Below are 25894 nucleotides of genomic sequence, written 5' to 3'. Positions count from 1 at the left end.
AGAGAAAAACGCCAGAAAATAACCTTCTGTTCCGGAAGTTTAAGGCAAATTAAGCACCACCATTGTCTGTTATTCACAGGCAATGGTATGATGCTCGTATCCATCAACTCAGAAAATAAATAAGGAGGCTAATTATGGTGTTAAGTTATGTGATTGAATTCTCACATTTCTTTGGTAATCGTCAGAACTCAGGCTTTTCTGTTAACGCTGTGCGTTAATCCTGCCTGAGTGAAGCTTTACTGAATTTAACATCCTTCCTCAGCTTACAGGGTTATCGCGTTTTATGACCCATGGCATTGTTATGCCTGAAATTTGAGTAAGCTATGAGCACATTATTATCAACCCGTAATCTGTCATTCCATCCCGGTCACACACCACTGTTAACCGATATTTCTGTCGCCCTGAATCAGGGGGAAAAGATCGGCCTGATTGGTCATAACGGCTGCGGGAAAAGTACCCTGATGAAGCTGTTGTCCGGCCAGCTGGCACCGGATGAAGGCACCATTACCCCGGCGAACCGCGTCATTATGGCGTATATCGAACAGCATCTGCCTGAATCCCTCAATACCCTGTCACTGGCGGATGCCGTGCTGGAAAAATTACCGGCGGAACAGCATCTGTCCGAAATGTGGCGGGCAGAAATGCTGCTGACAGAGATGGGGTTTGACCCGGTACAATGGCAGTTACCGGTCACCGCGCTGAGCGGCGGCCAGCATACCCGGCTGTTACTGGCACGGGCGCTGATCAGCCGGCCGGATTTGTTATTGCTGGATGAGCCGAGTAACCATCTGGATCTGCCGACCATTTTGTGGCTCGAACAGTTCCTGAAAAACTGGCGCGGCAGTTTTATCCTGGTTTCTCACGACAACGCCCTGCTGGATCACGTCACCAACTGCACCTGGGTGCTGCGGGACGGTAATGTGTCGGTGTTCCGTCTGCCCTGCACACAGGCGCGGGAAGCGCTGGCGCAACAGGACGAAAGTGATGAGCACCGCCACAATGCGCAGCAGAAAGAGATCGACCGCATTGCGGTAAGTGCCAAACGGCTGGCGATATGGGGGAAAGTGTATGATAACGAAGCCCTTTCCCGTAAAGCCAAACAGATGGAAAAACAGATAGACCGGTTGCAGGATGATCAGGTTGAACTGGCGATCGGCAGTCAGTGGCAGCTTAAGCTGACCGGGGATACCCTGCGGGCAGACCGGCTGTGTGCCTTTAATCAGCTGTCCGTGATCCCGGCAGACAATTGTCCGCCGCTGTATGTGACAGACAATGTGTCTGTGAAATCCGGCGACCGCATTGCGGTGATGGGCGCAAACGGCACCGGAAAATCCTCACTGCTGCGGATGATCTGGTCACAGTCTCAGAAACCGGAGGTAACACTGCCGGACAGCCCGCTGGTGCTGCATCCCCGTGTGCATTTGGGGTATTACGACCAGAAACTGGTGCAACTGAATGACAGTGATTCACTGATGGATGCGCTGAAACCATTCGCGCGACTGATTGATGAGCAGCGGAAAATGGCACTGATCAGCGCCGGTTTCCCGTATCTGCGCCATCAGCAGACGGTATCTGCCCTGAGCGGCGGTGAACGGGCGCGGCTGTTGTTTGTCGGACTGAGCCTGGCCAACTATTCCCTGCTGATACTGGATGAGCCGACCAACCACCTGGATATGGACGGAAAACTGGCGCTGGCGGAGGAAATCAGCCGGTTTGAGGGCGGGCTGATTCTGGTCAGTCACGACCGGGAGCTGATCGAAAAAAGCTGTAACCGCTTCTGGTATATCGACGGTAACCGACTGACGGAATATCACGATCTGGATCAGGTCTATGATGCTATCCGTGCCCTGAATGCAGATTCCGGCACCGGCAACAGCGTGTTACCGGCGGTTCCGGAGCCATCCGTTCCGGTCAGTGACGAAGAGGATTCGCTGGCGGCACTGATTACGCTGGAGGAAAAACTGGCGGCGGATTTGCAGCGCAAACCCGCACATCAGAAACCGGTTCTGCAACAACAGTGGCGCGAACAGATTGCGCAACTGCGGGATGAACTGGGACTGTAATACGCCATTATAAATGCAGGCCGTTACGTTTTTTGTAACGGCCTTTTTAATTCATTTTTTAAGTCCGTCTGCTTCCAGCCATCCTTCTGTGACTTTACCGGTGGCCGGATATATATAACGGCCATGAACAAATCCCTGATATGGCTGAGGACGATCCACCCAGATCGCATCATCTTTCACCACAAAATCCGCAGCATCCGTAATACAACCCTTATCCGGAGCATCATAAAAACGCAGGCGATTTTGTGTCACACTGTATTTGTATGAGGAAGGCTTACTGTTTTTCAGGCCCGCCTGATACTGTTTGTCCGCGTTCACGGTTGCCGCATCGCACAGCGCGTCCTGTGACGCCAGCCGGTTAACATTAATCCAGCCCTGCGCATTGCCGTAAGCCACCAGCAGCCAGCCCTCTTTTTCCCCTTTCACCGGTTTCGTGGCCCGCAATCCGACCACCTGAAGGACATCTCCCGGAACCACAAAGACATTATCATTACGGCACTGTTCCGCCGGCGCGGCGTAAAAATAAGCCCGGCCTTTGCCGGTGACGCGCCACTCCGGCGACATGGCAATAAAGGGTTCGTAGCGGAGCGTACTGAGGATCTGCTGACACGTTTTCTCTTTTTTCAGACAGGATTGCAGCCGTTCCCCCTGTGCCGCACTGAAGGTCAGCGGGACGGGATGCTCCGCATCCGCCCCTGTCGCTGTCAGGGTATTTTCTTTGATATTGTAAGTCACCCAGCCCAGTTGCCCTGCTCCCGGCGATTCAGGCGAGGGTTTTTGCCGCGTATCAGAAAGCTGAATCGCCAGCTCGTTGATATCCCGGTTTTCAATATAAATCCCCAGCCTGTCCGCAGTGACTTTTTCTGCGCGGACGAGCCCGTGATTACTGCCTGCAATCAGCTTTATCAGCTCACTGTCACAGTTAAACAACGGGCCGGTCGCTGTCGCAGGAATTGTTGCGTCATTATCCATAATGACCTCCGCCGTTGCCGGTGCGGCGGCTGCCGTCACCGGCAAAACAGCAAAGAATAAACTGCTCAGTAACATTGTTGTTCGAAAAACATCTGTGCGAAAACGCATCCGTATCCCTTATATTCTTAACCGGTTTCCTGCTGCAATGCCTCGCGCTGCAACAGACGTTTTTTCCGTTCGATCCCCCAGCGGTAACCCGCGAGTTCCCCGCCGGTTCTCACCACCCGGTGACACGGGATAGCCACTGCCAGACAGTTTGCCGCACAGGCACCGGCCACCGCTCTGACCGCTTTCGGGGAGCCGATCCGCTCCGCAATCTCCCGGTAACTGACAGTCGTACCCGCCGGGATTGACTGCAATGCCTGCCAGACCCGGCGCTGAAATGCAGTTCCCCGGATATCCAGCGGCAGATCAAGCCCGGAAGACGGTGCTTCCACAAACCCGATCACCCGGGAGACCACCTGTTCAAACTGTGCGTCGCCACCGACCAGTTCCGCATTGGGGAACTGATCCTGCAAATCCCGTAACAGTGCTTCCGCGTCATCCCCCAGCAGAATGGCACAAATGCCTTTTTCACTCTGCGCCACCAGGATGTCCCCCAGCGCACATATCGCCAGAGCAAAGAAAATCCGCGCCCCTTTGCCGCCTGCCCGCCAGCTTTTCGGCGTCATACCGAGCAGTGTATCCGACGATTCATAAAACCGGCTGCCGGAACTGAAGCCGGATTCAGCGATTGCGCCGGTGATTGTCGTCTGTTTTGTCAGTTGTTCCCTCAGTTTATCCCCGCGATAGGCTTTTGCCCATGCCGCCGGTGTCAGTCCGGTATGTGAGCGGAAAATACGGTGAAAATGAAACTGACTCACGCCGCACAGTGTGGCCAGCTCTGCCAGTGACGGCAGCGGTTCACCATTATCGATCCGCGTTTCCAGCTCACGGCAGGCCAGCACCACCTGTTCCGCATGGCGCTGCGTCATGGCCTCACCGCTGCGCTGACGGCGCTTTCCGGCGCGGTAGCCGTGAGCCTCCGCCTCTTCAGGCGTGGCAAAAAATTCAGTATTTTCCCGTTTCGGCAGCCGCACAACAGTGGACGGAAATCCCCATGTCTGTGTGGTTTTCACCGCATACACAAACAGCGTATCGGCTGTTTTATCTCTGGCGACCAGCGCTGCCCAGCACGCATCGTCTGAGAGTATTGTCTGTTTTGTCATCCTGTTTCTCCGTTACCGCGCGCAGCGGAAGGTCAGATTAAACCGCCGGGCACCCGCAAGCGGATGCACCCCGGCTCTTACCGGACGGACAGCATGGTAATTCAGACGGGAACGGCCGCCCCACACCAGTACATCACCGTGCTCAAGCGCAAAGGTTTTCAGGGGATGATGCCGCTCACTGCCGCCGAACTGAAACTGCACCGGCAGACCGAGTGAAAATGACACAATCGGCTGGCGGCGATCCGGCTCATCCCTGTCCTGATGCAGAGACATACCGGCGCCCGGTGCATAACAGTTAATCAGACAGCTGTCCGGCGAAAATCCGTGAAACCCGGCCCGCTCTGCAGCCAGCTGCGACAGTGACAAAAACGCATCCGGCAGCGGTGGCCACGGATTGCCGGTCAGCGGATCTGTTTGTAAGTAGCGGTAACCTTTGGCATCGGAGATCCAGCCGTATGTGCCGCAGCTGCTCATGGCCGCAGACATCCGGTATCCGCCGGGCGTCTGCATGTGGCGGAACGGTGAAATGGCCGTCAGGCGGCGGATTTCCGCCAGCAGCATCTCATCCTCATCACTGAGAAAACCTTTGAGCAGATACGCATCGGGTGCCACTGCAAGCGGTTCATCGTGAGCAAAGAGATCTGACATAACGCCTCCGTTCTGTTTCCTGTGTCTTTCCGGTGATGACAGTATTGCAGGCCGGATACAGACAAACACTCCGGCTCTTGCTTTTCAATTCTGAGGCACAGTATAAAGCGGCGGACAGTCAGGATGAAGTGTTCTGTTCCTGTTTCAGACGGCGCCATAGAGTGGTACGGCTGATCCCCAGCCAGTCGGCGGCAGCACGGCGATCCCCCCGGAAACGGGCTACCGCTTCTGTTGCCGTGGCGGTATTCACCGGCTCAGGCGGGAGATCGGTCACAGGGGCGGGAGCAATCACCGTGCGCCGTTCAGGAGAGAGCTTCAGTAATAATGATTCTGTAATAATTTTATCCGGATAAGCACTGCAATACAGCGCCACCCGTTCCATCAGATTACGCAGCTCGCGGGCATTTCCCGGCCAGTGGTAGTGATAGAAAAAATCACTGCATGCCAGAATCTGCTGCAGATGGCCACGATGCAGCGGCAGATCCAGCTCAGCAAACGCCAGTTTGAGCAGTTTTTCTGTCAGTAACAGGATATCCGCCCCACGGTCTCGCAGTGCCGGAAGCTGCAGACGCAGTACCCCCAGCCGGTAAAACAGATCGGCACGGAATGTCCCTGCCGCCACCCGGTTATCCAGATCATTGTGAGTCGCACAAATCACCCGCACATCCACGGTAATCGGTTTATAGCCGCCGATACGCACAATGGCACGGTCTTCCAGCACCCGCAGCAGGCGGGTTTGCAGCGATACCGGCATTTCACCGATTTCATCCAGAAACAGTGTGCCGCCGTCCGCTGCCTCAAATAACCCGGCACGGCCGCCGCGCCGCGAACCGGTAAATGCGCCTTCCTCATAACCAAAGAGTTCCGCTTCCAGCAGGCTCTCCGGGATAGCCCCGCAGTTCACCGCCACAAACGGTGCAGCGCGTTTCGTCCGCTTATGTTTATGAAACAACGTATATTCATGATGAATAGCTTGTGCCGCCATCTCTTTACCGGTACCGCTTTCCCCCTGGATCATCACTGTCGCTTTCGAGCGCCCGAACAGCGTGATGGTTTCACGCACCTGTTCCATCACCGGCGAGGTGCCGAGAATATCATTCAGCGTATGGCGGACATTCAGAGAGCCCGCCACCGGCAGCGGCATGTTCTGCGGCTGGTCGCGGATGCGTGTCAGTTCTATTGCATCGGTGAATGCCCGGCGGACGGCATCATTGGAATAAATGAAAATACAGGTCATGCCGCACTCTGCGGCGATATCGGTGATTAATCCGGCCCCCACCACCACAGAAATACCGTCCGCTTTCAGGGCAAGACAGGCTGCCCGTGCGTCTTCGGCGGTTACATAACTGCGTTGTTCAATCTGCATGCCGAAACTCTGCGCCAGCGAATCCAGAGCCGGAAAAGTATTACGGTAATAAATGAGGCCGATGCGCTGACTGAGCTGCCGTGCCCGCGCCAAAGCCTGCATGATATCGAACCCGCCCGGCGCTGCGACAATTACCGGCACCGGCAGATGCTGTTTCAGATACGCGCCGTTAGAGCCCGCACTGACAATCGCATCACAGCGTTCTGTTTTCAGCCGTTCACGAATCGCCTCTACTGCGGCATCGAACCCCAGATTGATCGCACTGATACTGGCACGGGCACTGAATTCCGGGCTGATATCACGGAACAGGGTAAAAAGGCGTGAAATGGAGACCGTCCAGATCACCGGTTTGTCACTCTGAGCCATACGTTTCTCCCCTGTTTCATGCGTTTCAGATGTTTCATATTAATCTTATGAAACACATTAACAGCTATATTGAAACATAAATAGCATCACCATCACAGAAAGCTAACATCCCGCTTGTCAGACGGAATCGGCAAATTCTATAGTGGGTAACGTAATGACAGGATAAATACGCCAAATGTGTGATGTATCTCGCGTTTTAGTTACCTTACCCGGCTGATTGGCATAGCGATTGCTTTATAACATCTGAGTATCAAACTAATAACAAGGTGAATATATGGCACTTTATTCCGCAGGACGCGCATTCCGCGACGCTGTACAGTCTGAATCCCCGCTGCAGCTGGTCGGTGCTATTAATGCCAACCATGCACTGCTGGCAAAACGTGCGGGTTACAAAGCAATTTATCTCTCCGGCGGCGGTGTTGCCGCAGGCTCTCTGGGTATTCCTGACCTGGGCATTTCCACACTGGATGATGTACTGACGGATGTCCGCCGTATTACGGATGTGTGTGATCTGCCGCTGCTGGTGGATGCGGATATCGGTTTCGGCCCGTCAGCCTTTAACGTGGTACGCACCGTGAAATCCCTGATCAAAGCCGGGGCTGCCGGGATGCATATTGAAGACCAGGTCGGCGCAAAACGCTGTGGTCACCGCCCGAACAAAGAAATCGTCTCAAAACAGGAAATGGTTGATCGCATTAAAGCCGCGGTCGATGCACGGACTGATGAGAATTTCGTGGTGATGGCGCGTACCGATGCGCTGGCGGTGGAAGGTCTGGAGTCCGCTCTCGACCGCGCACAGGCTTATATCGATGCCGGTGCGGATATGCTGTTCCCGGAAGCGATTACAGAGCTGGCAATGTATCGTCTGTTCACCGACAAAATCAGCGTTCCGGTACTGGCAAACATTACCGAGTTCGGTAAAACACCGCTGTTTACCCTGGATGAGCTGCGCAGTGTGAATATCGCTATCGCCCTGTACCCGCTCACCGCCTTCCGCGCCATGAACAAGGCCGCTGAAAATGTTTATAACACCCTGCGCCGTGAAGGCACGCAACAGAGCCTGATTTCACAGATGCAGACCCGTGATGAATTATACCAAAGCATTAACTACTACGATTATGAAGATAAGCTCGACGCACTGTTTTCGCAGAAAAAATAACCTCTGAAAGATAACGCGAAGCAGGTTGTACACTCACTATAATAATAAGGATCACCCGTCATGAATGAACAACTTAGCAAACCTGAACCTGCACTGAAGAAAGGCAAAAAATCCGTCGCACTGTCCGGCGTTGCTGCCGGCAATACTGCACTCTGTACTGTGGGGATTAACGGGAACGACCTGCATTACCGCGGTTATGACATTCTGGATTTAGCCACACAATGTGATTTTGAAGAAGTCGCTCATCTTCTGATCCATGAAAAACTGCCGAACGCCGCAGAACTGGCCGCTTACAAGGCGAAACTGAAATCACTGCGCGGCCTGCCGCACAGTGTGAAGAAAGCCCTGGAAGCGCTGCCTGCTTCTGCCCACCCGATGGATGTGCTGCGTACCGGCGTGTCTATTATGGGCTGCGTTCTGCCGGAAAAAGAGGGTCATCCGTTATCCGGTGCCCGTGATATCGCCGATCGCCTGCTCTCTTCCCTGACCTCCATGCTGCTTTACTGGTATCACTATGCCTTTAATGATCGCCGCATTGATACCGAAACTGATGACGATACCTGCGGCGGCCATTTCCTGCATCTGCTGCACGGCAAAAAACCGTCTGAAAACTGGGTGCGTTTTATGAACTCCTCGTTCATTCTCTATGCAGAACATGAGTTTAACGCCTCCACCTTTGCTGCCCGTGTTATCGCCGGCACCGGAACGGATTTCTACTCCTCCGTCACCGGGGCGATTGCCGCACTGCGCGGACCAAAACACGGCGGTGCCAACGAAGTGTCTCTGGAAATTCAGAAACGTTACAGCTCACCGGATGAAGCTCAGGCCGATATTCTCGCCCGCCTCACCCGCAGTGAAGTCGTGATGGGCTTCGGTCACCCTGTGTATACCATTGCTGACCCGCGTCACCAGGTTATCAAAGCGATTTCCCGTGAGTTATCCGAAGAAGCGAAAGATTTCCGCCTGTTTGATATTGCGGATCGTATTGAATCCGTGATGTCTCAGCACAAGAAGATGTTCCCGAACCTCGACTGGTTCTCAGCGGTGGCGTATCACCTGATGGGTGTGCCGACCGCCATGTTTACCCCGATTTTTGTTATTGCCCGTTCCGCAGGCTGGGCTGCACACATCATTGAACAGCGTCTGGATAATAAAATTATTCGTCCGTCCGCCAATTACACCGGACCGGAAAACCAGACCTTCGTACCCCTTAAAGCGCGCTAATTATTGATTAAAAAGGAAGATAAAGTATGTCAGCATCTTTTACCCCGCAGCATCAAGAGTACGACAAGGTCATTCAGGACATCACTGATTATGTTCTGAATATGGACATCAGCAGTGATCGCGCTTATGACACCGCATATTACTGCTTCCTGGATACTCTGGGTTGCGGTCTGGAAGCCCTGGAATATCCGGCGTGCAAAAAAATGCTCGGCCCTGTTGTGCCGGGAACCATTGTCCCGAACGGTGCAAAAGTACCGGGTACCCAATTCCAGCTGGATCCGGTTCAGGCGGCCTTCAATATCGGTGCCATGATCCGCTGGCTCGATTTCAACGATACCTGGCTGGCGGCGGAATGGGGTCATCCGTCCGATAACCTCGGCGGTATCCTGGCCGTTGCAGACTGGTTATCCCGTGAAGCGATTGCCAAAGGCAAAGCACCACTGCCGCTGAAACGTGTGCTGACCGCCATGATCAAAGCCCATGAAATTCAGGGCTGCCTGGCACTGGAAAACTCATTTAACAAAGTCGGCCTTGACCACGTTGTACTGGTGAAAGTTGCGTCTACGGCAGTTGTCGGCGAAATGCTGGGGCTGGATCGTGAGCAGTTATTAAGCGCGGTTTCTCATGCATGGGTGGACGGCCAGTCTCTGCGGACCTACCGCCATGCGCCGAATACCGGTTCACGTAAATCCTGGGCTGCGGGTGATGCCACTTCCCGGGCGGTGCGTCTGGCGCTGTTCGCGCAGAAAGGCGAAATGGGCTATCCGACCGTGCTGACTGCCAAAACCTGGGGCTTCTATGACGTGCTGTTTGACGGCAAACCGTTTAAATTCCAGCGCGATTACGGCTCTTATGTGATGGAAAACGTGCTGTTCAAGATTTCATTCCCGGCAGAGTTCCACTCACAGACCGCCGTTGAAGCAGCAATGACACTGCATCACAAACTGGCGGCACTGGGTAAAACCGCAGATGATATTGAGAAAGTCACTATCCGCACCCATGAGGCCTGTATCCGTATTATCGATAAACACGGCCCGCTGAATAACCCGGCTGACCGTGATCACTGTATTCAGTATATGGTGGCAGTTCCGCTGATCTTCGGTCGCCTGACCGCCGCAGATTATGAAGACGGGATCGCGTCAGACAGCCGTATCGATGCCCTGCGTGCCCGAATTCACTGTGAGGAAGATACCGCGTTCACCCGTGATTATCATGATCCGGAAAAACGCTCTATCGCCAACGCCCTGACCGTGACCCTGAAAGACGGTACCGTGCTGGATGAGGTTGTGGTCGAATATCCGGTCGGGCACGCCCGCCGCCGTGAGGAAGGTATTCCGCTGCTGCTGGCGAAATTCCGTACCAATCTGGCGCGTATGTTCCCGGAAACGCAGCAGCAGCGCATTCTGAATGCTGCCCGTGACCGTAAAACACTCGAATCCATGTCTGTCAGCGAGTTTATGGATCTGTTTGTTATTTAATTTCTCTGCCCGGCAACGCAGAAAAACGAAGCGGATACTCAGGTATCCGCTTTCTGTTTTATCTGGCTTTAAATATTATTCAGCATGAAACATTGCCAGAATATCCTGCTCAGTCAGCATCGGCGTTTTTTTCCGCAAAATTGTAATACGCCGGTTTACTGTCAGTGTAAATCTGCATTGAGAGGCGGGATTCTGTTGTCTCTCCCAGCAGTGCCGCAGAGACATAATACTGATCTGCCGGTTTCAGGTAATAAAACAGGTGTGTCCCGCACTCGCGGCAGAAACAACGGTCGCCCCACTCTGAGGAGTGATAACGGGTGATATATTCCTCACCACTGAGCGTCACATCACTGCCGCAATCCACGGACATAAACGGTGCGCCATTCCATTTTCTGCACATGCCGCAATGGCAGACAGAAACATCGTGCACCTGTTTTGGCACAGATACTGTTACTTTACCGCACAAACATTGACCCTGAACCATTTTCTGTCTCCTGTATATAATCAGGTTGTTATTGATTAACTTCAGTGTTTTTCCGTGAAGAAAACTGAAAAACGGAATCTGTAACCCGCTTTCTGTCATGCAGACACGATACACTATCAGGATATTACCACCGGTATTATATCGCCATGGTTATTGTTATTTTTCCGGGATCCCCGCTGACAGAATCGGAGTATGTGATGATTGTTTTAATTACAGGTGCAACAGCAGGTTTTGGTGAGGCATTTGCCCGCAAATTTATTGAGAACGGCCATACCGTTATCGGCACCGGCCGCCGTATTGAACGCCTGGCGAAACTGCAAAAAGAGTTCGGAAGCAAATTTTTCCCGCTGGCTCTGGATATGACAGACAGCCCGGCGGTCGATAATGTGATTAATTCACTGCCTGAATCCCTGCGCGAAATTGATGTTCTGGTCAATAACGCCGGACTGGCGCTGGGTATGGAAACCGTTGATAAAGGCAATCCGGCAGAATGGGATGTGGTGGTGGACACCAACATCAAAGGGCTGCTGCATATGACCCGTGCAATCCTGCCGGGAATGGTGGAAAGAAACCGCGGCCATATCATTAACCTGGGCTCAACCGCCGGGTCATGGCCGTATGCCGGTGGTAACGTTTACTGCGGCACCAAGGCGTTTGTCCGCCAGTTCAGCTTGGCTTTGCGCGCAGATCTGGCCGGTAAAAAAATCCGTGTGACTGATATTGAACCGGGCATGGTCGGTGGTACCGAGTTTTCCGGTATCCGCTATCGCGGGGATGAGGAAAAAGCCGCAAATACCTATAAAAATACTGATCCGCTGATGCCGGATGATATCGCGGAAGCTGTTTTCTGGGTTGCAACATTGCCGTCGCACGTAAATATTAATACTATGGAAATGATGCCGGTCTGTCAGTCATTCGCCGGGCTGAGTGTGCACCGCGAAGGCTGAAACCACCACAAAAGATAAGCCGGTATCCGTATAATCAGGTAATTTTCTTAAATTACCTGAAATTATCGCTGAAAAACGTTGTCTTTTATTGGTGCATTAATACACTTTGCTATAATGCTCACGATCAGAATGACGTTTGCAGGTTTGAACTTTGAGGAAAACACGACAATGACTAACTCCATGCTCAAAAAGTGGTTTATCGCGACCGCCTTTGCTGCACCCTTCATGTTTGCAACTCATGCAGGCGCAGCCACCACCAATTGCAGCCCCGGCAGCACTTGTGTGATCAGCGGCGGCGATACTGCGCTTGAAAAAGAGAGAGCACGCCAGGAAAAAGAGCAATGGGATGATACCCGTTCCCTGCGTCAGAAGATCAACCGCCGTGCGGAAAAAGAGTTCGACAAAGTTGACCGTGCTATTGATGCTGAAGATGCATGTTTAAAAAGCTCGGTTGTTACCGCGTATTGGGAACCTAATACGCTGCGCTGCCTTGATGCAAATACAGGGCGTGAAGTTTCCACTGGCTGGAAATAAATACATTTAAGGATAAATAATGAAAAAACTGATTGCGCTCAGTGCTGTTCTGTTTGCCGTTTCGCCTGTTATGGCGCAGGCATCCTGTGAAAGTGTGACTGAGGAAATTTCGCAGAAAATCATCAGCAATGGTGTTCCTGCTGACGGTTTTACACTGACTGTGGTTCCGGCTGAAGAAGCGGCACAGGCAGAAGGTCAGGTTGTGGGTAACTGCAACAACGAAACTCAGAATATTATTTATCTGCGTAAATAGTATCTCGCTGTCAGGTTTTGACCATGAAAAAGGGCTGATTTATCAGCCCTTTTGTATTTCTTACCAGAGACTCAGGACGCCGCTAACGCCTCACCCCAGAGCATTTCAATCTGCTCTTCATTGAGATAGTGCGACAACTCCCGCTCTTCCGGACGCAGCAGATACGGGATCTCGCCCAGCAGTGGTGCCGGTAAATGCGTCAGTAAGCGATCCATAACCTGTGCGTAGTGTGATAACCCCGGGTTTATCCGGTTCGCAATCCAGCCGATAATTTCCAGATCATCATTTTTAATGGCTTCGGCGGTTAATAATGCATGGTTCACACAACCGGACTGGATCCCGACCACCAGGATCACCGGCAGTTTTTCCTTTTTCACCCAGTCGGATAAAAAAGTCTCGTTATTCAGTAAATAACGCCATCCGCCGTTCCCTTCCACCACGACCTGATCCGCCAGATGACTTAATTTTTCCAGACCCTGCGATAATGCAGGAAACTGAACGTCGGTGGTCGTCTGACCGTAATTACTTTCCAGCATGACCGGGTTGATATCCTGATAAGAAACATCAACTGATGATGAATCATGCAGGATCATCGCATCACGGTTACGTTTGCCGTTAAGTGTGTCGTGGTATTCTGTCGCGATTGGTTTATAGCCAACGACAGATTTACCCAGGCGGTTGATGGCTTGCATTAAAGCCCGCGTCGCAACAGTTTTGCCGATATTCGTATCTGTGCCGGTTATAAACAAGCGCCTTAACATAGATGTTTTTCCGTTATATCAAGAGGTGCGTATCAAAATTGATAACGGAAGCAGTGTAAGACATCCGGTTTATATCAGGCTTGCGCCAGCGCAATTTTTTGCGAAAATCCTGTTTTCATGAACAAATCCCTGTCATTTATTTGTTTTATGTCAAAGATAGACACTACAGAATTATTTAACCATCCATCAGTCTGATAAGAAGTGAGCCGTTATACAGTGCCTCTTTGATTAACGCCGCGCCGGGTAATGTACCGCAATTAGTAAATTCGCATGAAGTCATTGTCAGCTCCCGGCTGAATGCCGGCAAGGCGCGCTGCGTAATCCGGGCGCCGATGGCGGGAAACAAAACAGAGGATGCCGGGTTTAATGGTGAGCCAATCAGGATAATCTCCGGATTAAAGATATTGACCATCACGGCGGCAATATCCCCGATATGCTGCCCCACCTGCTCTATCAGCTCACGGGCGGCGGGATTACCGTCCAGTGCCGCGCGGCACAGCATTTCAGCGGTCAGCGGTTGCCCCTCCGGAACGGCCAGGAACTGAGCGGCCATTTCCAATACATGATGCAGACCAATTTCAGTTTCCAGACAGCCGTGATTACCGCAGTAACAGGGTTTACCCTGCGGGTTTATCTGTGTGTGACCGATTTCTGCCGTGCTGTGACTGCCGGCATGCAGCAATGCACCGTCGGTAATAATGGCAGCACCGACATTTTCATCAATCACCAGTTGGATAATATTCCTGCACTCTTTCGCCGCACCAAAAAAATATTCCGCCAGAGACCAGGCAGAAATACCATGCTGGAGGAATACCGGCATCCCGGTATGCTGATAAAGAATCTCTGCTACCGGTAAATCGGTCAGCTGATAGTACGGGGAATGGCGGATGATACCGTTTGCAGGGTCAACAATGGCATCGGTGGTGATGGCAATAGCAGTCAGGCGCTCGGTTATCCGGTGATTACGGGAAAAGAAGGCATCAACCTGTGCCAGAAACAGGGTGACAAAATCCCGGCTATCCGCCGGAAATGCAATAATATCTTCGGCCAGTAATTTTCCGCTCAGTTCCCGCAGCGCAAAAACCAGTTCCCCCCCGGTTAATTCGGATACATAAAAAATGCCAGCCGTCACAGTCCGTTTTCAGCCCCACTGCCGGGCGGCCGCGAAAGCCTAATCCCGGAAACTCAGTTTCCCGGACCAGATGCGCATCCATCAGCTCACGGGTGATTTTGGTGATACTCGCCGGTGCCAGCTGTGATTTTTTCGAGAGTGAAATGCGGGAAATGGGGCCTTCACGATCAATATAACGGTACACAACCCCCATATTGGTTTGTTTTATATGGTCAATATGTCCGGGCTGTGCTGAAGGTTTCACCAATAATAATCCTATGCAGATGATGCTAAGATGTTAATTATCCGAATAAATACGCGCTTAGTAAGTGGCTTCACACAAAACTGTGAAATGATTCACAGTCAGGGGGCAAAAGCCGAACGATAAACCACAATTCCTGTTTTATTTTGCAGATATGTCCGTAATGGTGAATCAATGACCCGTTGTTCATTCCGTTTTGATGAGGCATTACGTAAAAACAGCCCGTCCGGGGTACGGATAATAACTCCGGCATGCGAGACATCCAGGCCGGGACGGTCAGAATAGATACCGATATAATCACCGGTCTGCAATTGTGAAAGCACAGCGGGTGTCAGTGCGGAAACCGGCAGCCAGGTGATATCCCGTGCCGTAACCGGAATATCGGGGATATAACGGGAGCCGTTTTTTTTTCTGATTCAGCATCTTGTGTGTCACCCGGTAATCCGGCGACAGTTGCCGGGTGATATCCTGAGCCACAGGCTGCGGGCCGCTGACCCAATCCGACAAAAAATGACGACGCTGATAATAATTCACCTCTCCGTTTTTATAACGGATGTGCATCAGTCTGTTGCGGAAATTCTGCTGCTGCGGGCTGCGTTTCAGTGCTTCGGTGTAATCCAGAAAAGTGAAACAATCGAGCGCGTTCAGGTCAGCCACCAGAATTTCCGGTGATCCGGGAGAGCCAATCAGCTGACCGGCGCGGTAAGGTACGCCGAGAAACTGCCCGGTCAGTGCAGTAATATTGTCAGGCGCAATTTTGCGTGAGCCATCCGGCTGATAGAAATAGCTGAGCGATACCCCTGCTCCCGCGGCGCTTGTATATAAAAGAAAAAGAAATGCGGTAATAACAGAAAACCGGTATCGCCGGAACATCCGAACTCCTGACAGTCAGATCCCGCTCAGCGGAACACATTATTTTTCAGCATCTCAATCAGCCGCTGACCGGCCGGAGAAAGTGTATTGTGCTTATGATACACCAGCCAGACCTCAGAAAATGCCTGATTTTCAGCTAAATGAATGTAACGGACACCATCCACTTTCATACGGGTAAAAGATTCCGTTACCAGTGAAACACCTAACCCGGCAGAGACCAGCCCCAGAATAGTCATAGCTTCCCCTGCTTCCTGGGCGATAACCGGTGTGACACCCGCTTTTTTCAGCAGATTGATAATCTCATCATACAGCGCCGTTCCCACATCCCGCTCAAAGAAAACCAATGGTACGCCAGTGAGCATCTCCAGGGGAATGCCCGTTTTGAGGTATTTCATCAGCGGATGATCATCATAGACCGCCAGCATAAATCGTTCTTTAAACAGCAGTTCATGAACCAGATTATCCGGCAGTTGCGTATTGCGCATTACACCGAAGTCAATCCGGCCGCTCAGCAGCGGGTTAATCTGCTGTTTGGTATTCATCTGATGCATGTGGATAGCCACATCCGGGTATATTTCACGGTACTGGCGGAATGTCGCCGTAATATGACGCATAAACGGGGTTGTGGAAGTGAAGCCGACAGAAACTTCCCCCAGTTCCCCGCGATCCATTCTGGCTGCTTTTTCAACCGCTGCCTCGACCTGAGTACGGATTTGGTAAGCTTCACGCAGAAACATTTCGCCCGCTGGGGTCAGACTGACATTCCGGTTGTTCCGTGCCAGTAATTTAGCCGGAATCGCGTTTTCAAGTGCCTGAATCTGCTGACTGAGCGGAGGCTGGGAGATATTGAGACGCTCCGCTGCCCGTCCGAAATGCAGCTCTTCAGCGACCGCAATGAAATAACGCAGATGGCGGAATTCGATCATTATTCCCTCATTAGGTCGTAAAACATATCAAACAAGAGTATTAATATATTAGACAAAATACCAGCATCTTTTTATGCTCGGTATTATTACCAAATGCTGAGATAAGTGTATGACAGACGAGAATAAACTGATAACTGACAACCGTGTGACCTCACCGGTGCAGAATGATCAGGCAAAGCAGCACTATATCCAGCGCGACGACAAACTGTATCTGCGTGTCACTCTCTCTTTCTTTATGGTCGGTCTGGCGACGTTTGCTCTGCTCTATTTTGTACAGCCGATCCTGCCGTTGTTGTCAGACGATTTTTCGGTATCACCGGCGCAGGCCAGTTTGTCCCTTTCTCTGGCGACCGGATTCATGGCCGTCGGGCTGCTGATCACCGGCCCGCTGTCAGATGCGGTCGGACGTAAAAATGTTATGGTGATATCCCTGACATGCGCGGCAATCTTTACCCTGCTCAGTGCGTTTACCACCAGCTGGGCGGGGATCCTGGTTGTCCGCTCCCTGGTCGGATTATCTCTCAGTGGCGTCGCCGCCGTGGCCATGACCTATCTGAGTGAGGAAATTCATCCCAGCTATGTTGCCCTGTCTATGGGGCTGTATATCAGCGGTAATTCTATCGGCGGGATGAGCGGACGCCTGATCACTGGCGTTATTGCGGATTATGCCAGTTGGCGGATTGCCGTTCTGGTACTGGGAACATTTTCTCTGTTCGGTGCTTTTCTGTTCTGGCGGTTACTGCCGCCGTCACGCCATTTCAGAGCCAGTTCACTGAAACCGAAAAGCTTGTGGAAATACCTGATCCTGCACTGCCGTGATGATGGTCTGCCGTGGCTGTTTGCCATCGGTTTTATCATTATGGGCAGCTTTGTCACCCTGTTTAACTATATCGGCTACCGGCTGATGGAGCCGCCGTATCACTTCAGCCAGGCCGTTGTCGGTATGTTATCGATAGTTTATCTGTCAGGAACTTACAGTGCCTCAAAAGCAGGCGCACTGACACGGAAATACGGCTACGGCAGAGTACTGATTGGTGCAGTCACATTAATGCTGACCGGGATTCTCATTACGCTCGGTAGTTCACTGGCAGCAGTTCTGATCGGTATGCTGGTACTGACGACGGGATTTTTTGCCGCCCATTCCGTCACCAGCAGCTGGGTCGGACGCCGCGCCCGGCGCGCCAGAGCCCAGGCATCCTCACTGTACCTGTTTTGCTATTACGGCGGTTCCAGCATTGCCGGTACTCTGGGCGGTGTTTTCTGGTCTTACTGGCACTGGAATGGCATCGGCTGGTTTATTGCCGCTATGCTGGCAACCGGTGTGCTGATTGCTCTGTATCTGAATAAGCACGCTCACTCATAGTACATAACTAATACAGTCAGGTAATTAATAGTTATGTCATATAAAATACCTCATCGGGTTAATTGCCGGTCAGCATACAGATATGTAATCTGCATATGTTTCGCAACAGTAAATGTTCTTGATCCGGTGAGGTTTTATGATAACACTTATATTGAGCAGTACACTCGTGTTCAGCAATCTGTATCAGTGTGATATTAATTACCCTGAGTCCTGTGATATCTGGCCGCCTGTCGGATTAACAGAAATAACGGAGTAAATATTTACTGCGTAACAAGCACCATGGTATTAGCATCTTCATATCTATAATTTCCTGTATTGATTTATTTATATTTTTAGCACCACCAATGAAAAGTTCATTGGTGGTGCTTTTTAATTACCTGCTGAGAAATCTGATAAAAATAACGAAAATAATAATCACGTATTTATATATCTTACAAGAAAAATACCTAATCCAGTTAATTACCACCAGGCAGGATTTACGTTAATGTTATCAGGCCAGACACACTCTCATTCACCACAAAAGACGCATGCGAGGTTAATATGCTGACACTGATACTGAGCACTTCCCTGTTTACATATGATATCTTTCCTCCCGGAGACCCGAAACTAACGCAGTCACCACAACCTGAAAAAGAATTGATAATATACCGGGAAAATACCTGCTCGCTGTCCAATCCATTTTGCTGAAATCTGATACCCAGCAGATAATATATTCATTCCTGATAAACTGAGGTAACTATGCTGACACTTTTATTAACCGGAACCTTATTATTCTCATCAGTGGATTCATTTGAGTCTTGTGATATTGTTGCACCGGAATACTGCCCGGTTATATGGGGCCATTAAAAAAATCGATCTTAAATGATGGCAGATATACACAAGTAACTTACTTTTATGAATCATGTTAAGGAGTCTTTATGCTGACACTTATTTTAAGTAGCTCACTTATGATTCACAGCTGTTTTCCAAAACATAATGCAGATGAAACACCACCAGACCTTTGGGAACCAGCAGAAATCCACTCTGTTTATGATAACTGCCCAAAGACTAAGGCTTATTGCAGCAAAATATAAAAATACAGCCGTATATTATTATCCCATACTAATGATGAGCAATCATTTTTACGCACATTAACCGTAAAGGGATAATGCGACGTTGATATACACCCACAAACTTTGCCGTTAACCCACGATGCTGTGGGTTAACGGTGAAAACTACCATATGTTCCTGACACTTCAGTCCCTCCCCTCGTGCCAGACAAAATGTATTTGTACAAGGCACGATGCTGAGTTAATATGATAAAAACACTTTTGTATGTTGTAACTAAAATGGCGATATATGCGATACGATGCAATGATTTCTCTCACCGACTGCTTTAATCAGCTGGAATCGGCACTGAATACATTATGCAAAGCTATCCGGCTGCACCCTTCCCGGACTGCTGAGGTTTACCAACTTCCTGAGATACTGAAAGGAGAGGAAAATAACACCGTCAACACCATTTCTGTCATTCCGGTCAGTGGCGAAGATGCTGTTTCCCTGGCGCTGTCCCACTATCAACGTTTGTTTATCTTCGATAATGATCAGGAAATCAGCAGCAAATCTGCCATCCGGTTGCCTGGTGTACTGCTCATTACACTCTCCCCTGCACAACGAAAAATAATGCAGCAACAGCTTAATGAGGTTAACAGGCTGAAACAGCAACTGGCCTCAATCGTGACAGAAACCTCCGGTGTGGACAAAACACAGCGTTTTGAATTCGTACACAATCAGATAAAAGGATTGATTACACTCAATGCCTACCGGCAGATCCAGTCAGTCACCTCCCCTTCCTCAGTCCGGTTTGGCTGGGCCAATAAACATATTATTCAGAAGGTGGATCGCGATACATTGTTATCTCAGTTGGAAGAACAATATCAGAACCCGCGCGCCATTCAGTCTCTGACGCGTGAAGAACGGCAGGTTTATCTGGCGAAAGAGATTTCCGCCTTAAAACAGGTGCCGGAAGACGCCATACTCAAAATCAAACGACCGGTAAAAGTACAGCCAATCGCCAGAGTCTGGTACAGCGAAGCGCAAAAGCAGGTGCAGTATGCCTGTGCATCGCCGCTGATTGTATTTTGTGATGAGAATGAGGAAAAACCGGTAACAGGCGTACTACCGGATTATGATGCGGAAAACATCAAAATCCGTCACAGACCGAAAGCAAAGAAATTAATTCCGGTGATATCACGACTGTATGTATATATGGAAGTAATGTAAAAACGGAGCCATCAGCGACTCCGTTATCACGATTCCTGACTGCGGATTACTTCATGCTGCCGACCATATCTTCCGGACGTACCCATGCATCAAACTCAGCTTCTGTCAGATAACCTAACTTCATGGCAGAGGCTTTCAGGGTCAGACCTTCTTTATGGGCCTTTTTCGCAATTTCAGCGGCTTTGTCGTAACCGATGTGCGTATTCAGCGCCGTAACCAGCATCAGTGATTCATTCAGCAGTTGGCTGATCCGCTCGCGGTTCGGTTCGATTCCGACCGCACAGTGCTCATTAAAACTGCGCATACCATCAGCCAGCAGGCGGACAGATTGCAGGAAGTTGTGGATCACCATCGGACGGAACACGTTCAGTTCAAAATTACCCGATGCCCCGCCGATATTAACCGCCACATCATTACCCATTACCTGAGCACACAGCATCGTCATGGCTTCACATTGTGTCGGGTTCACTTTACCCGGCATGATAGAACTGCCCGGTTCGTTTTCCGGAATGGCAATTTCACCGATGCCGCAACGCGGACCGGATGCCAGCCAGCGGACATCATTGGCAATTTTCATCAGTGAGGCTGCCAGCCCTTTCAGTGCGCCATGGGCATGAACCAGTGCATCACAGGTAGCCAGCGCCTCAAATTTATTCGGTGCCGTCACAAACGGCTGACCGGAGAGTTCAGCAATTTTCTTCGCCACGCGAACAGCATATTCCGGATGAGTATTGAGACCGGTACCGACCGCAGTGCCCCCCAGTGCAAGCTCACTCAGATGCGGCAGGCTGTTTTCCAGATGTTTCAGGTTATATTGCAGCATTGCCGCCCAGCCGGAAATCTCCTGGCCCAGTGTCAGCGGTGTCGCATCCTGTAAGTGGGTACGGCCGATTTTCACGATATCACGGTAAGCTTCCGCTTTCGCGGCCAGAACACTGTGCAGGGATTTCAGCTCAGGGATCAGCTGTGTGCTGACCGCAATCACTGCAGCGACATGCATCGCTGTCGGGAACACGTCGTTAGAGCTCTGGCTTTTGTTCACATCATCATTCGGATGAACAATACGTTCGCCGCCGCGCTTCCCGCCGAGGATTTCACTGGCACGGTTTGCCAGCACCTCATTCATATTCATATTACTCTGTGTGCCGGAGCCGGTCTGCCAGATTGCCAGCGGAAACTCTTCCGGATGTTTACCGGCAAGCACTTCATCCGCTGCGGCGATCACCGCATCTGCCCGCTCTTTCGCCAGCAGTCCCAGATCACAGTTGACAGCTGCCGCTGCTTTTTTTGTAATGGCCAGCGCAGCAATCAGATCCGCAGGCATTTTTTCAACTGAAATACGGAAATGCTCCAGAGAGCGCTGGGTCTGAGCGCCCCATAATTTGTCCGCAGGAACATCGATAGGGCCCATTGAGTCTTTTTCAATACGCGTGGCTGCCATTAGTCTCTCCTTAGCACACAAAATAAAATGGATTTAAAATCCCGAAAGTTACAGATAGACTCTGAAAACGGGCCTATCTTGCCATACTTTCATTTCCGATTATGCGATCCGGGCGGAGTTATTGCTTTATTGTTACTATCTTATTGTTAACTGTTTAAAAAGAGAGCGTTGCTATGTTAAAAATGCAGAATCAGGTGCAATTCTATGATTGGGGAAGCCATACCGCGATGACAGAAATGTACGGTTACCCGAACCCTGACAAGCAGCCGATGGCCGAATTATGGATGGGCGCCCATCCGAAAGCCAGTTCGGTGGTGACAGACACCCGCGGCAACACCTGCTCTTTATATGATTTTATTGCCGGTGACCCGCAGTCCGCGCTCGGGGATGAAATTAACCGCCGTTTTCGCCGGCTGCCGTTTCTGTTTAAAGTGCTGAGTGCCGCTCAGCCGCTGTCGGTACAGGTTCATCCGGATAAAGCCGCTGCAGAGGAAGGATTTGCCCGCGAAAACAACGCCGGGATCCCGCTGGATTCACCGGTTCGTAATTATAAGGATGATAACCATAAGCCGGAGCTGGTTTATGCCCTCACCCCGTTCCGCGCAATGAATGCATTCCGTCCGCTGGCCGACATTGCCGGACTGCTCAGTGAGGTCGCTCCGGCACATCCTGCCATTGAACGTTTTATTGCCTCGCCGTCAGAGGAGCACCTGTCCGTTCTGTTTACCCGTCTGCTCTCCATGAGCGGGGACACCAAAGAACGGGCTGTCGCTGTACTGAAATCCGCACTGAACAGCCGTCAGGGTGAACCGTGGGATACCATCCGTAAGATGACAGAGTTTTATCCTGACGATAACGGCCTTTTCACCCCGCTGCTGCTCAATGTTGTTGAATTAAAACCCGGAGAGGCAATGTTCCTGTATGCCCGCACACCCCATGCGTATCTTGAAGGAACTGCGCTGGAAGTCATGGCTAACTCGGATAATGTGTTACGCGCAGGTCTGACACAAAAACATATTGATGTCGGTGAATTGCTGAATAACCTTGATTTTGTACCGAAACACGCAAAAAGTTTATTTATGCAGCCGGAACATATTAACAACACTGAAATTTTCCCGATTCCGGTTGCTGATTTTTCTTTTTCGGTGATGAAATTGCATAATCAGGAAATGATTCTTGAGAATAACAGTGCTAATATTCTTTTTTGTGTGGAAGGTCATGCAGTTATCACTACAGAAACAGAACAATTAAGAGTTATCTCAGGTGAATCTGTTTTTCTTTCTGCTATAGAAAGAAAGTTTAAAATAGATGGTGAAGGAATCATTGCCCGCGTTTATAATGCTGTGTAAGTAACTTCTCTAATTTTCTCCGGGCAGTCCGCCATTGAACTGCCCGTTAATTTTGATACCGTGCGAAAACCTGCAAAATAAATCGCATATAAAGGATGGATTGATCTATGAAAAAGTCGTTAGTTGCTGTTGGCGTTATTGTCGCATTAGGCGCCGCATGGGGTGTAGCTTCATGGCAGACAGGTAAGAAAATTGAAGCAAACCTTGATGAGTATATCGCCAAAGCGAATAAAGCAATCAAGGATAACTACCCTGATGCACCCGTCACGCTGACCGCCAAAGATTTTTCACGCGGTATTTTCAGCTCTGATGTCAAACTGATCATCAAAGAAACGAAAAAAAGCGGTGATACCTCCGGCGAAGAACTTGTGATCCTCAATACTATCGATCACGGTCCGTTCCCGTTATCTCAGCTTAAGAGCATGGTGTTCTCGCCAAATATGGCTGCTATCCACTCTGAGCTGGAAAACAATGACATCACCAAACAAGCCTTCGAAATCACCGGCGGTAAATCCCCGGTTGCAACGGATACCCGTATCAGCTACGACCAGAGTTTCGATATTGATCTTGCTGTCAGCAAAATCAACTATAAGAAAGACGGTGAAGAGCTGGCATTCTCCGGTGCTGATCTGAACGTTAAATTCGACAAAGAATTCAAAAACGTCAAAGGTAAAGGCAGCAGCAATGAACTGACTTACCGTAAAGGCGATCGCGAAAGTATCGTGATGAAAGGCCTGTCATTTGACAGCGATGTTGCCAAATCCGGTGACAGCTACTTCTACCTGGGTGACCAGAATCTGAGCCTGAAAGAGTTAGCGGTTGTTAATTACAGCGATACCGTTTCTCTGAAAGATCTGAAACTGAACGGCACCTCCGGCAGTAAAGATAACAAACTGACTGCAGATGTTGATTACAGCCTGGGTTCACTGAGCTACCGTGATATCGATCTCGGCGCTATCAGCCTGAAAGGTTCTCTGAAAGATCTGGATGCCACTTCCGCGAATACGCTGATGGCATCTGTTGAAGAGTACACCAAACTGTCTGAGTCTATGTACACCGAAGATTTCGACGATGCGAAAATGGAAGCACTGGATGAGAAAATGAAATCCAATGCACTGGGTCTGTTCAAGTACAGCCCGTCCTTCGCTATCGCACCTCTGAGCTGGAAAAACAGCGGCGGTGAGTCAAAAGTTAACCTGAACGTGACCTTCAACGCACTGAACGAAGAGAGCTTTAAAGCACTGGAACACGCAGGCAGCTTTGAGAAAGTTCTGCCGGTTCTGGTGAAAGAGTTCGGGTTCAATATGGATCTGTCCAAACCGATGCTGACTGATTTCGTTGCAGTTGCCATGCAGTCACAGGGTATGGGCGCGAAAGAAGCCAAAGAACAGGGTGAACAGGGTGTTGCTCAGATGGCCAGCATGGGTGCCATGATGGAAATCGTGAAAGTGACCGATAAAGCGATCACCATGGATCTGAAATACAGCAACAACAACATCGATTTCAACGGTAAAAAATTCACCGTTGCTGAATTCCTGGAAAAATATGACCAGTACGGTGCACTGAGCGACAACAGCGGTGACGACGAAGGTTACGAGGAAGAAGCAATCGAAATGGATCCTAACGGTGATGTTACTGAAGACGTGACTATCGGTGAAGAACCGGCTGCTGACGTTGCGGCTCCTGCTGCTCAGTAATTTCACACTGTTATTATCTGTTGATCAGACAAAAGCCAGTCGTCAGACTGGCTTTTTATCATCTGAGGAATACCACAATGATTAACCGCTCACTTCCCCTGACCGACCTGCACCGCCATCTCGATGGTAATATCCGCCTGTCCACCATTCTGGATCTGGCCCGTCAGCACAATTTGCCGCTGCCCGCTTATGAGACTGAAACCCTGCGCCCGCATGTGCAGGTGATGAGCAATGAACCGGATCTGGTGCAGTTTCTGAGTAAGCTGGACTGGGGTGTTTCCGTGCTGGCAGACCTCGATGCCTGCCGCCGTGTGGCCGCTGAAAACGTGCAGGATGCCGTCAGTGCCGGGCTGGATTACGCCGAACTTCGCTTTTCCCCTTACTATATGGCGATGAAACACCATCTGCCCGTTGAAGGCGTGGTGGAAGCGGTACTGGATGGTGTGGCGTCCGAAGTCCGCAACAGCCCGGTACGGATTAATATGATTGGTATTCTGAGCCGGACATTCGGTACAGATGCCTGTCATGAAGAGCTGAATGCCCTGCTCGCTCACCATGAGCGGATTGTGGCACTGGATATTGCCGGTGATGAATCCGGTTATCCGGGCGATTTATTCACCGATCATTTCCGCAAAGCCCGTGACGTCAACTGGGCCATCACCGCCCATGCCGGAGAAGCCGCCGGCGCCGCCAGTATCTGGCAGGCTATCCGCAACCTGGGTGCACAGCGCATCGGTCACGGTGTGATGGCGATTGAAGACCCGGCGCTGATGGATTACCTGGCAGAGCACCGCATCGGTATGGAATCCTGCCTGACCTCGAATATTCAGACCAGCACCGTGCCGTCACTGGCCGCGCATCCGCTGAAACAGTTCCTGGCACACGGCATTGCCGCTACCATCAACACGGATGACCCGGCGGTTGAGGGTATTGAGATTGCCCATGAATACAATGTTGCTGCCCCGGCAGCCGGTCTGACACAGGCAGAAATTGAACAGGCTCAGATTAACGGGCTGGAAATAGCCTTTTTATCCGCAGAGGAAAAAGCGGCACTGAGAGAAATGGCAGCAAAACGCGGCCAGTAAGCGCCATTCCGGTAAAAAAAAGCCGTGGCATTCTTTGTCACGGCTTTTTTATGTCTTTTACC

21 protein-coding genes and 2 pseudogenes are annotated in these 25894 nt (G+C 50.7%); 12 read left to right on the top strand and 11 right to left on the bottom strand.

Translation table 11 applies throughout. The features are described from left to right. Nucleotides 1–323: 323 nt before the first annotated feature. Nucleotides 324–2063, top strand: a complete 1740-nt coding sequence (locus JL661_RS08760) for an ABC-F family ATP-binding cassette domain-containing protein (RefSeq protein WP_062771579.1) — start codon at nucleotides 324–326, stop codon at nucleotides 2061–2063. Between the two features lie 51 nt (nucleotides 2064–2114). Here JL661_RS08760 and JL661_RS08755 read toward each other — a convergent pair whose 3' ends face one another. The 4 genes from JL661_RS08755 to prpR form a co-directional block, all read right to left on the bottom strand. Next, nucleotides 2115–3035 (bottom strand): hypothetical protein, encoded by a 921-nt coding sequence (locus JL661_RS08755; protein ID WP_015422720.1) that lies wholly within the window; start codon nucleotides 3033–3035, stop codon nucleotides 2115–2117. Nucleotides 3036–3160: 125 nt separating this feature from the next. After that, on the bottom strand, nucleotides 3161–4243 hold the full coding sequence (gene ada, locus JL661_RS08750; protein ID WP_036417251.1) for a bifunctional DNA-binding transcriptional regulator/O6-methylguanine-DNA methyltransferase Ada: 1083 nt from the start codon (nucleotides 4241–4243) through the stop codon (nucleotides 3161–3163). A gap of 12 nt (nucleotides 4244–4255) precedes the next feature. Beyond that, nucleotides 4256–4891: a DNA oxidative demethylase AlkB gene (gene alkB, locus JL661_RS08745; protein WP_062771577.1), complete on the bottom strand. Its 636-nt coding sequence runs from the start codon at nucleotides 4889–4891 to the stop codon at nucleotides 4256–4258. 118 nt (nucleotides 4892–5009) lie between these two features. Then, entirely contained in the window at nucleotides 5010–6623 is a 1614-nt protein-coding gene (gene prpR, locus JL661_RS08740; protein ID WP_036417256.1) for a propionate catabolism operon regulatory protein PrpR, read from the bottom strand. A 274-nt stretch (nucleotides 6624–6897) separates the two neighbouring features. On the opposite strand from prpR, the gene prpB reads away from it, so the two are divergent. From prpB to JL661_RS08725, 3 genes are read left to right on the top strand one after another with little or no spacing between them, the layout of a single operon-like run. Then, nucleotides 6898–7782: a methylisocitrate lyase gene (prpB, locus tag JL661_RS08735; protein WP_004239252.1), complete on the top strand. Its 885-nt coding sequence runs from the start codon at nucleotides 6898–6900 to the stop codon at nucleotides 7780–7782. 60 nt (nucleotides 7783–7842) lie between these two features. Further along, nucleotides 7843–9006: a bifunctional 2-methylcitrate synthase/citrate synthase gene (gene prpC, locus JL661_RS08730; RefSeq protein ID WP_004238396.1), complete on the top strand. Its 1164-nt coding sequence runs from the start codon at nucleotides 7843–7845 to the stop codon at nucleotides 9004–9006. 26 nt (nucleotides 9007–9032) lie between these two features. Continuing rightward, nucleotides 9033–10484 carry a bifunctional 2-methylcitrate dehydratase/aconitate hydratase gene (locus JL661_RS08725; RefSeq protein ID WP_015422721.1) on the top strand — a complete coding sequence of 484 codons (1452 nt, stop codon included), beginning with the start codon at nucleotides 9033–9035 and terminating at the stop codon, nucleotides 10482–10484. 75 nt (nucleotides 10485–10559) lie between these two features. Here the strand turns inward: JL661_RS08725 and JL661_RS08720 are convergent. Beyond that, a pseudogene (locus JL661_RS08720) lies at nucleotides 10560–11067 on the bottom strand (GFA family protein). Between the two features lie 98 nt (nucleotides 11068–11165). Between JL661_RS08720 and ydfG the strand changes: the two are divergent. The 3 genes from ydfG (at nucleotide 11166) to JL661_RS08705 (ending at nucleotide 12702) form a co-directional block, all read left to right on the top strand. Further along, nucleotides 11166–11915, top strand: coding sequence for a bifunctional NADP-dependent 3-hydroxy acid dehydrogenase/3-hydroxypropionate dehydrogenase YdfG (gene ydfG / locus JL661_RS08715; protein WP_004239249.1), 750 nt, complete (start codon nucleotides 11166–11168; stop codon nucleotides 11913–11915). 168 nt (nucleotides 11916–12083) lie between these two features. Further along, complete coding sequence (locus JL661_RS08710) at nucleotides 12084–12449, top strand: DUF1283 family protein (protein WP_062771576.1); 366 nt, start codon at nucleotides 12084–12086, stop codon at nucleotides 12447–12449. Nucleotides 12450–12468: 19 nt separating this feature from the next. Further along, the gene (locus tag JL661_RS08705; RefSeq protein ID WP_004238391.1) at nucleotides 12469–12702 is read left to right on the top strand and encodes a DUF1161 domain-containing protein; all 234 of its coding nucleotides are present in this window, start codon (nucleotides 12469–12471) and stop codon (nucleotides 12700–12702) included. A 71-nt stretch (nucleotides 12703–12773) separates the two neighbouring features. Here the strand turns inward: JL661_RS08705 and bioD are convergent, their stop codons facing one another. The 5 genes and pseudogenes from bioD to JL661_RS08685 form a co-directional block, all read right to left on the bottom strand. Then, nucleotides 12774–13463: a dethiobiotin synthase gene (gene bioD / locus JL661_RS08700; protein WP_015422723.1), complete on the bottom strand. Its 690-nt coding sequence runs from the start codon at nucleotides 13461–13463 to the stop codon at nucleotides 12774–12776. A 175-nt stretch (nucleotides 13464–13638) separates the two neighbouring features. Then, nucleotides 13639–14839 (bottom strand): annotated as a pseudogene (gene mlc / locus JL661_RS08695) (sugar metabolism global transcriptional regulator Mlc). 98 nt (nucleotides 14840–14937) lie between these two features. Further along, nucleotides 14938–15195, bottom strand: a complete 258-nt coding sequence (locus JL661_RS18590; RefSeq protein WP_345739891.1) for an N-acetylmuramoyl-L-alanine amidase-like domain-containing protein — start codon at nucleotides 15193–15195, stop codon at nucleotides 14938–14940. Then, complete coding sequence (locus JL661_RS08690) at nucleotides 15134–15709, bottom strand: N-acetylmuramoyl-L-alanine amidase-like domain-containing protein (RefSeq protein ID WP_345739889.1); 576 nt, start codon at nucleotides 15707–15709, stop codon at nucleotides 15134–15136. The genes JL661_RS18590 and JL661_RS08690 overlap by 62 nt, the downstream gene beginning before the upstream one ends. Nucleotides 15710–15735: 26 nt before the next feature. Continuing rightward, nucleotides 15736–16638, bottom strand: a complete 903-nt coding sequence (locus tag JL661_RS08685; protein ID WP_024473132.1) for a LysR family transcriptional regulator — start codon at nucleotides 16636–16638, stop codon at nucleotides 15736–15738. A gap of 106 nt (nucleotides 16639–16744) precedes the next feature. Here JL661_RS08685 and JL661_RS08680 point away from each other — a divergent pair, with 106 nt between their 5' ends. Together JL661_RS08680 and tus are read left to right on the top strand one after the other, a co-directional pair. Further along, nucleotides 16745–17998: an MFS transporter gene (locus JL661_RS08680; RefSeq protein ID WP_004238385.1), complete on the top strand. Its 1254-nt coding sequence runs from the start codon at nucleotides 16745–16747 to the stop codon at nucleotides 17996–17998. Nucleotides 17999–19336: 1338 nt separating this feature from the next. Further along, a complete protein-coding gene (tus, locus tag JL661_RS08675) occupies nucleotides 19337–20260 on the top strand; it encodes a DNA replication terminus site-binding protein (RefSeq protein WP_062771573.1) in 924 nt (307 codons plus the stop codon). Between the two features lie 46 nt (nucleotides 20261–20306). On the opposite strand, the gene fumC is transcribed toward tus, so the two are convergent. Next, nucleotides 20307–21701: a class II fumarate hydratase gene (gene fumC, locus JL661_RS08670; protein WP_004238382.1), complete on the bottom strand. Its 1395-nt coding sequence runs from the start codon at nucleotides 21699–21701 to the stop codon at nucleotides 20307–20309. A 173-nt stretch (nucleotides 21702–21874) separates the two neighbouring features. Here fumC and manA point away from each other — a divergent pair, with 173 nt between their 5' ends. The 3 genes from manA to add all read left to right on the top strand — a co-directional run bounded on the left by manA (nucleotide 21875) and on the right by add (nucleotide 25832). Beyond that, nucleotides 21875–23050: a mannose-6-phosphate isomerase gene (manA, locus tag JL661_RS08665; protein ID WP_036417264.1), complete on the top strand. Its 1176-nt coding sequence runs from the start codon at nucleotides 21875–21877 to the stop codon at nucleotides 23048–23050. Nucleotides 23051–23157: 107 nt separating this feature from the next. Then, on the top strand, nucleotides 23158–24747 hold the full coding sequence (locus JL661_RS08660; protein ID WP_004238380.1) for a YdgA family protein: 1590 nt from the start codon (nucleotides 23158–23160) through the stop codon (nucleotides 24745–24747). 77 nt (nucleotides 24748–24824) lie between these two features. Beyond that, the gene (add, locus tag JL661_RS08655; protein WP_004238379.1) at nucleotides 24825–25832 is read left to right on the top strand and encodes an adenosine deaminase; all 1008 of its coding nucleotides are present in this window, start codon (nucleotides 24825–24827) and stop codon (nucleotides 25830–25832) included. The last annotated feature ends 62 nt before the right edge of the window (nucleotides 25833–25894 follow it).

Source organism: Morganella morganii (assembly GCF_019243775.1).
GTDB lineage: Bacteria > Pseudomonadota > Gammaproteobacteria > Enterobacterales > Enterobacteriaceae > Morganella > Morganella morganii.
Note: the sequence above shows the minus strand (reverse complement) of the source record. Positions and strands in the feature narration are given on the sequence as shown.

Excerpts from the sequence above, each read along its gene's own strand:
- JL661_RS08760 (WP_062771579.1), top strand. The coding sequence starts at position 324 with ATGAGCACATTATTATCAACCCGTAATCTGTCATTCCATCCCGGTCAC.
- JL661_RS08755 (WP_015422720.1), bottom strand. The coding sequence starts at position 3,035 with ATGGATAATGACGCAACAATTCCTGCGACAGCGACCGGCCCGTTGTTT.
- ada (WP_036417251.1), bottom strand. The coding sequence starts at position 4,243 with ATGACAAAACAGACAATACTCTCAGACGATGCGTGCTGGGCAGCGCTG.
- alkB (WP_062771577.1), bottom strand. The coding sequence starts at position 4,891 with ATGTCAGATCTCTTTGCTCACGATGAACCGCTTGCAGTGGCACCCGAT.
- prpR (WP_036417256.1), bottom strand. The coding sequence starts at position 6,623 with ATGGCTCAGAGTGACAAACCGGTGATCTGGACGGTCTCCATTTCACGC.
- prpB (WP_004239252.1), top strand. The coding sequence starts at position 6,898 with ATGGCACTTTATTCCGCAGGACGCGCATTCCGCGACGCTGTACAGTCT.
- prpC (WP_004238396.1), top strand. The coding sequence starts at position 7,843 with ATGAATGAACAACTTAGCAAACCTGAACCTGCACTGAAGAAAGGCAAA.
- JL661_RS08725 (WP_015422721.1), top strand. The coding sequence starts at position 9,033 with ATGTCAGCATCTTTTACCCCGCAGCATCAAGAGTACGACAAGGTCATT.
- ydfG (WP_004239249.1), top strand. The coding sequence starts at position 11,166 with ATGATTGTTTTAATTACAGGTGCAACAGCAGGTTTTGGTGAGGCATTT.
- JL661_RS08710 (WP_062771576.1), top strand. The coding sequence starts at position 12,084 with ATGACTAACTCCATGCTCAAAAAGTGGTTTATCGCGACCGCCTTTGCT.
- JL661_RS08705 (WP_004238391.1), top strand. The coding sequence starts at position 12,469 with ATGAAAAAACTGATTGCGCTCAGTGCTGTTCTGTTTGCCGTTTCGCCT.
- bioD (WP_015422723.1), bottom strand. The coding sequence starts at position 13,463 with ATGTTAAGGCGCTTGTTTATAACCGGCACAGATACGAATATCGGCAAA.
- JL661_RS08690 (WP_345739889.1), bottom strand. The coding sequence starts at position 15,709 with ATGTTCCGGCGATACCGGTTTTCTGTTATTACCGCATTTCTTTTTCTT.
- JL661_RS08680 (WP_004238385.1), top strand. The coding sequence starts at position 16,745 with ATGACAGACGAGAATAAACTGATAACTGACAACCGTGTGACCTCACCG.
- tus (WP_062771573.1), top strand. The coding sequence starts at position 19,337 with ATGCGATACGATGCAATGATTTCTCTCACCGACTGCTTTAATCAGCTG.
- fumC (WP_004238382.1), bottom strand. The coding sequence starts at position 21,701 with ATGGCAGCCACGCGTATTGAAAAAGACTCAATGGGCCCTATCGATGTT.
- manA (WP_036417264.1), top strand. The coding sequence starts at position 21,875 with ATGTTAAAAATGCAGAATCAGGTGCAATTCTATGATTGGGGAAGCCAT.
- JL661_RS08660 (WP_004238380.1), top strand. The coding sequence starts at position 23,158 with ATGAAAAAGTCGTTAGTTGCTGTTGGCGTTATTGTCGCATTAGGCGCC.
- add (WP_004238379.1), top strand. The coding sequence starts at position 24,825 with ATGATTAACCGCTCACTTCCCCTGACCGACCTGCACCGCCATCTCGAT.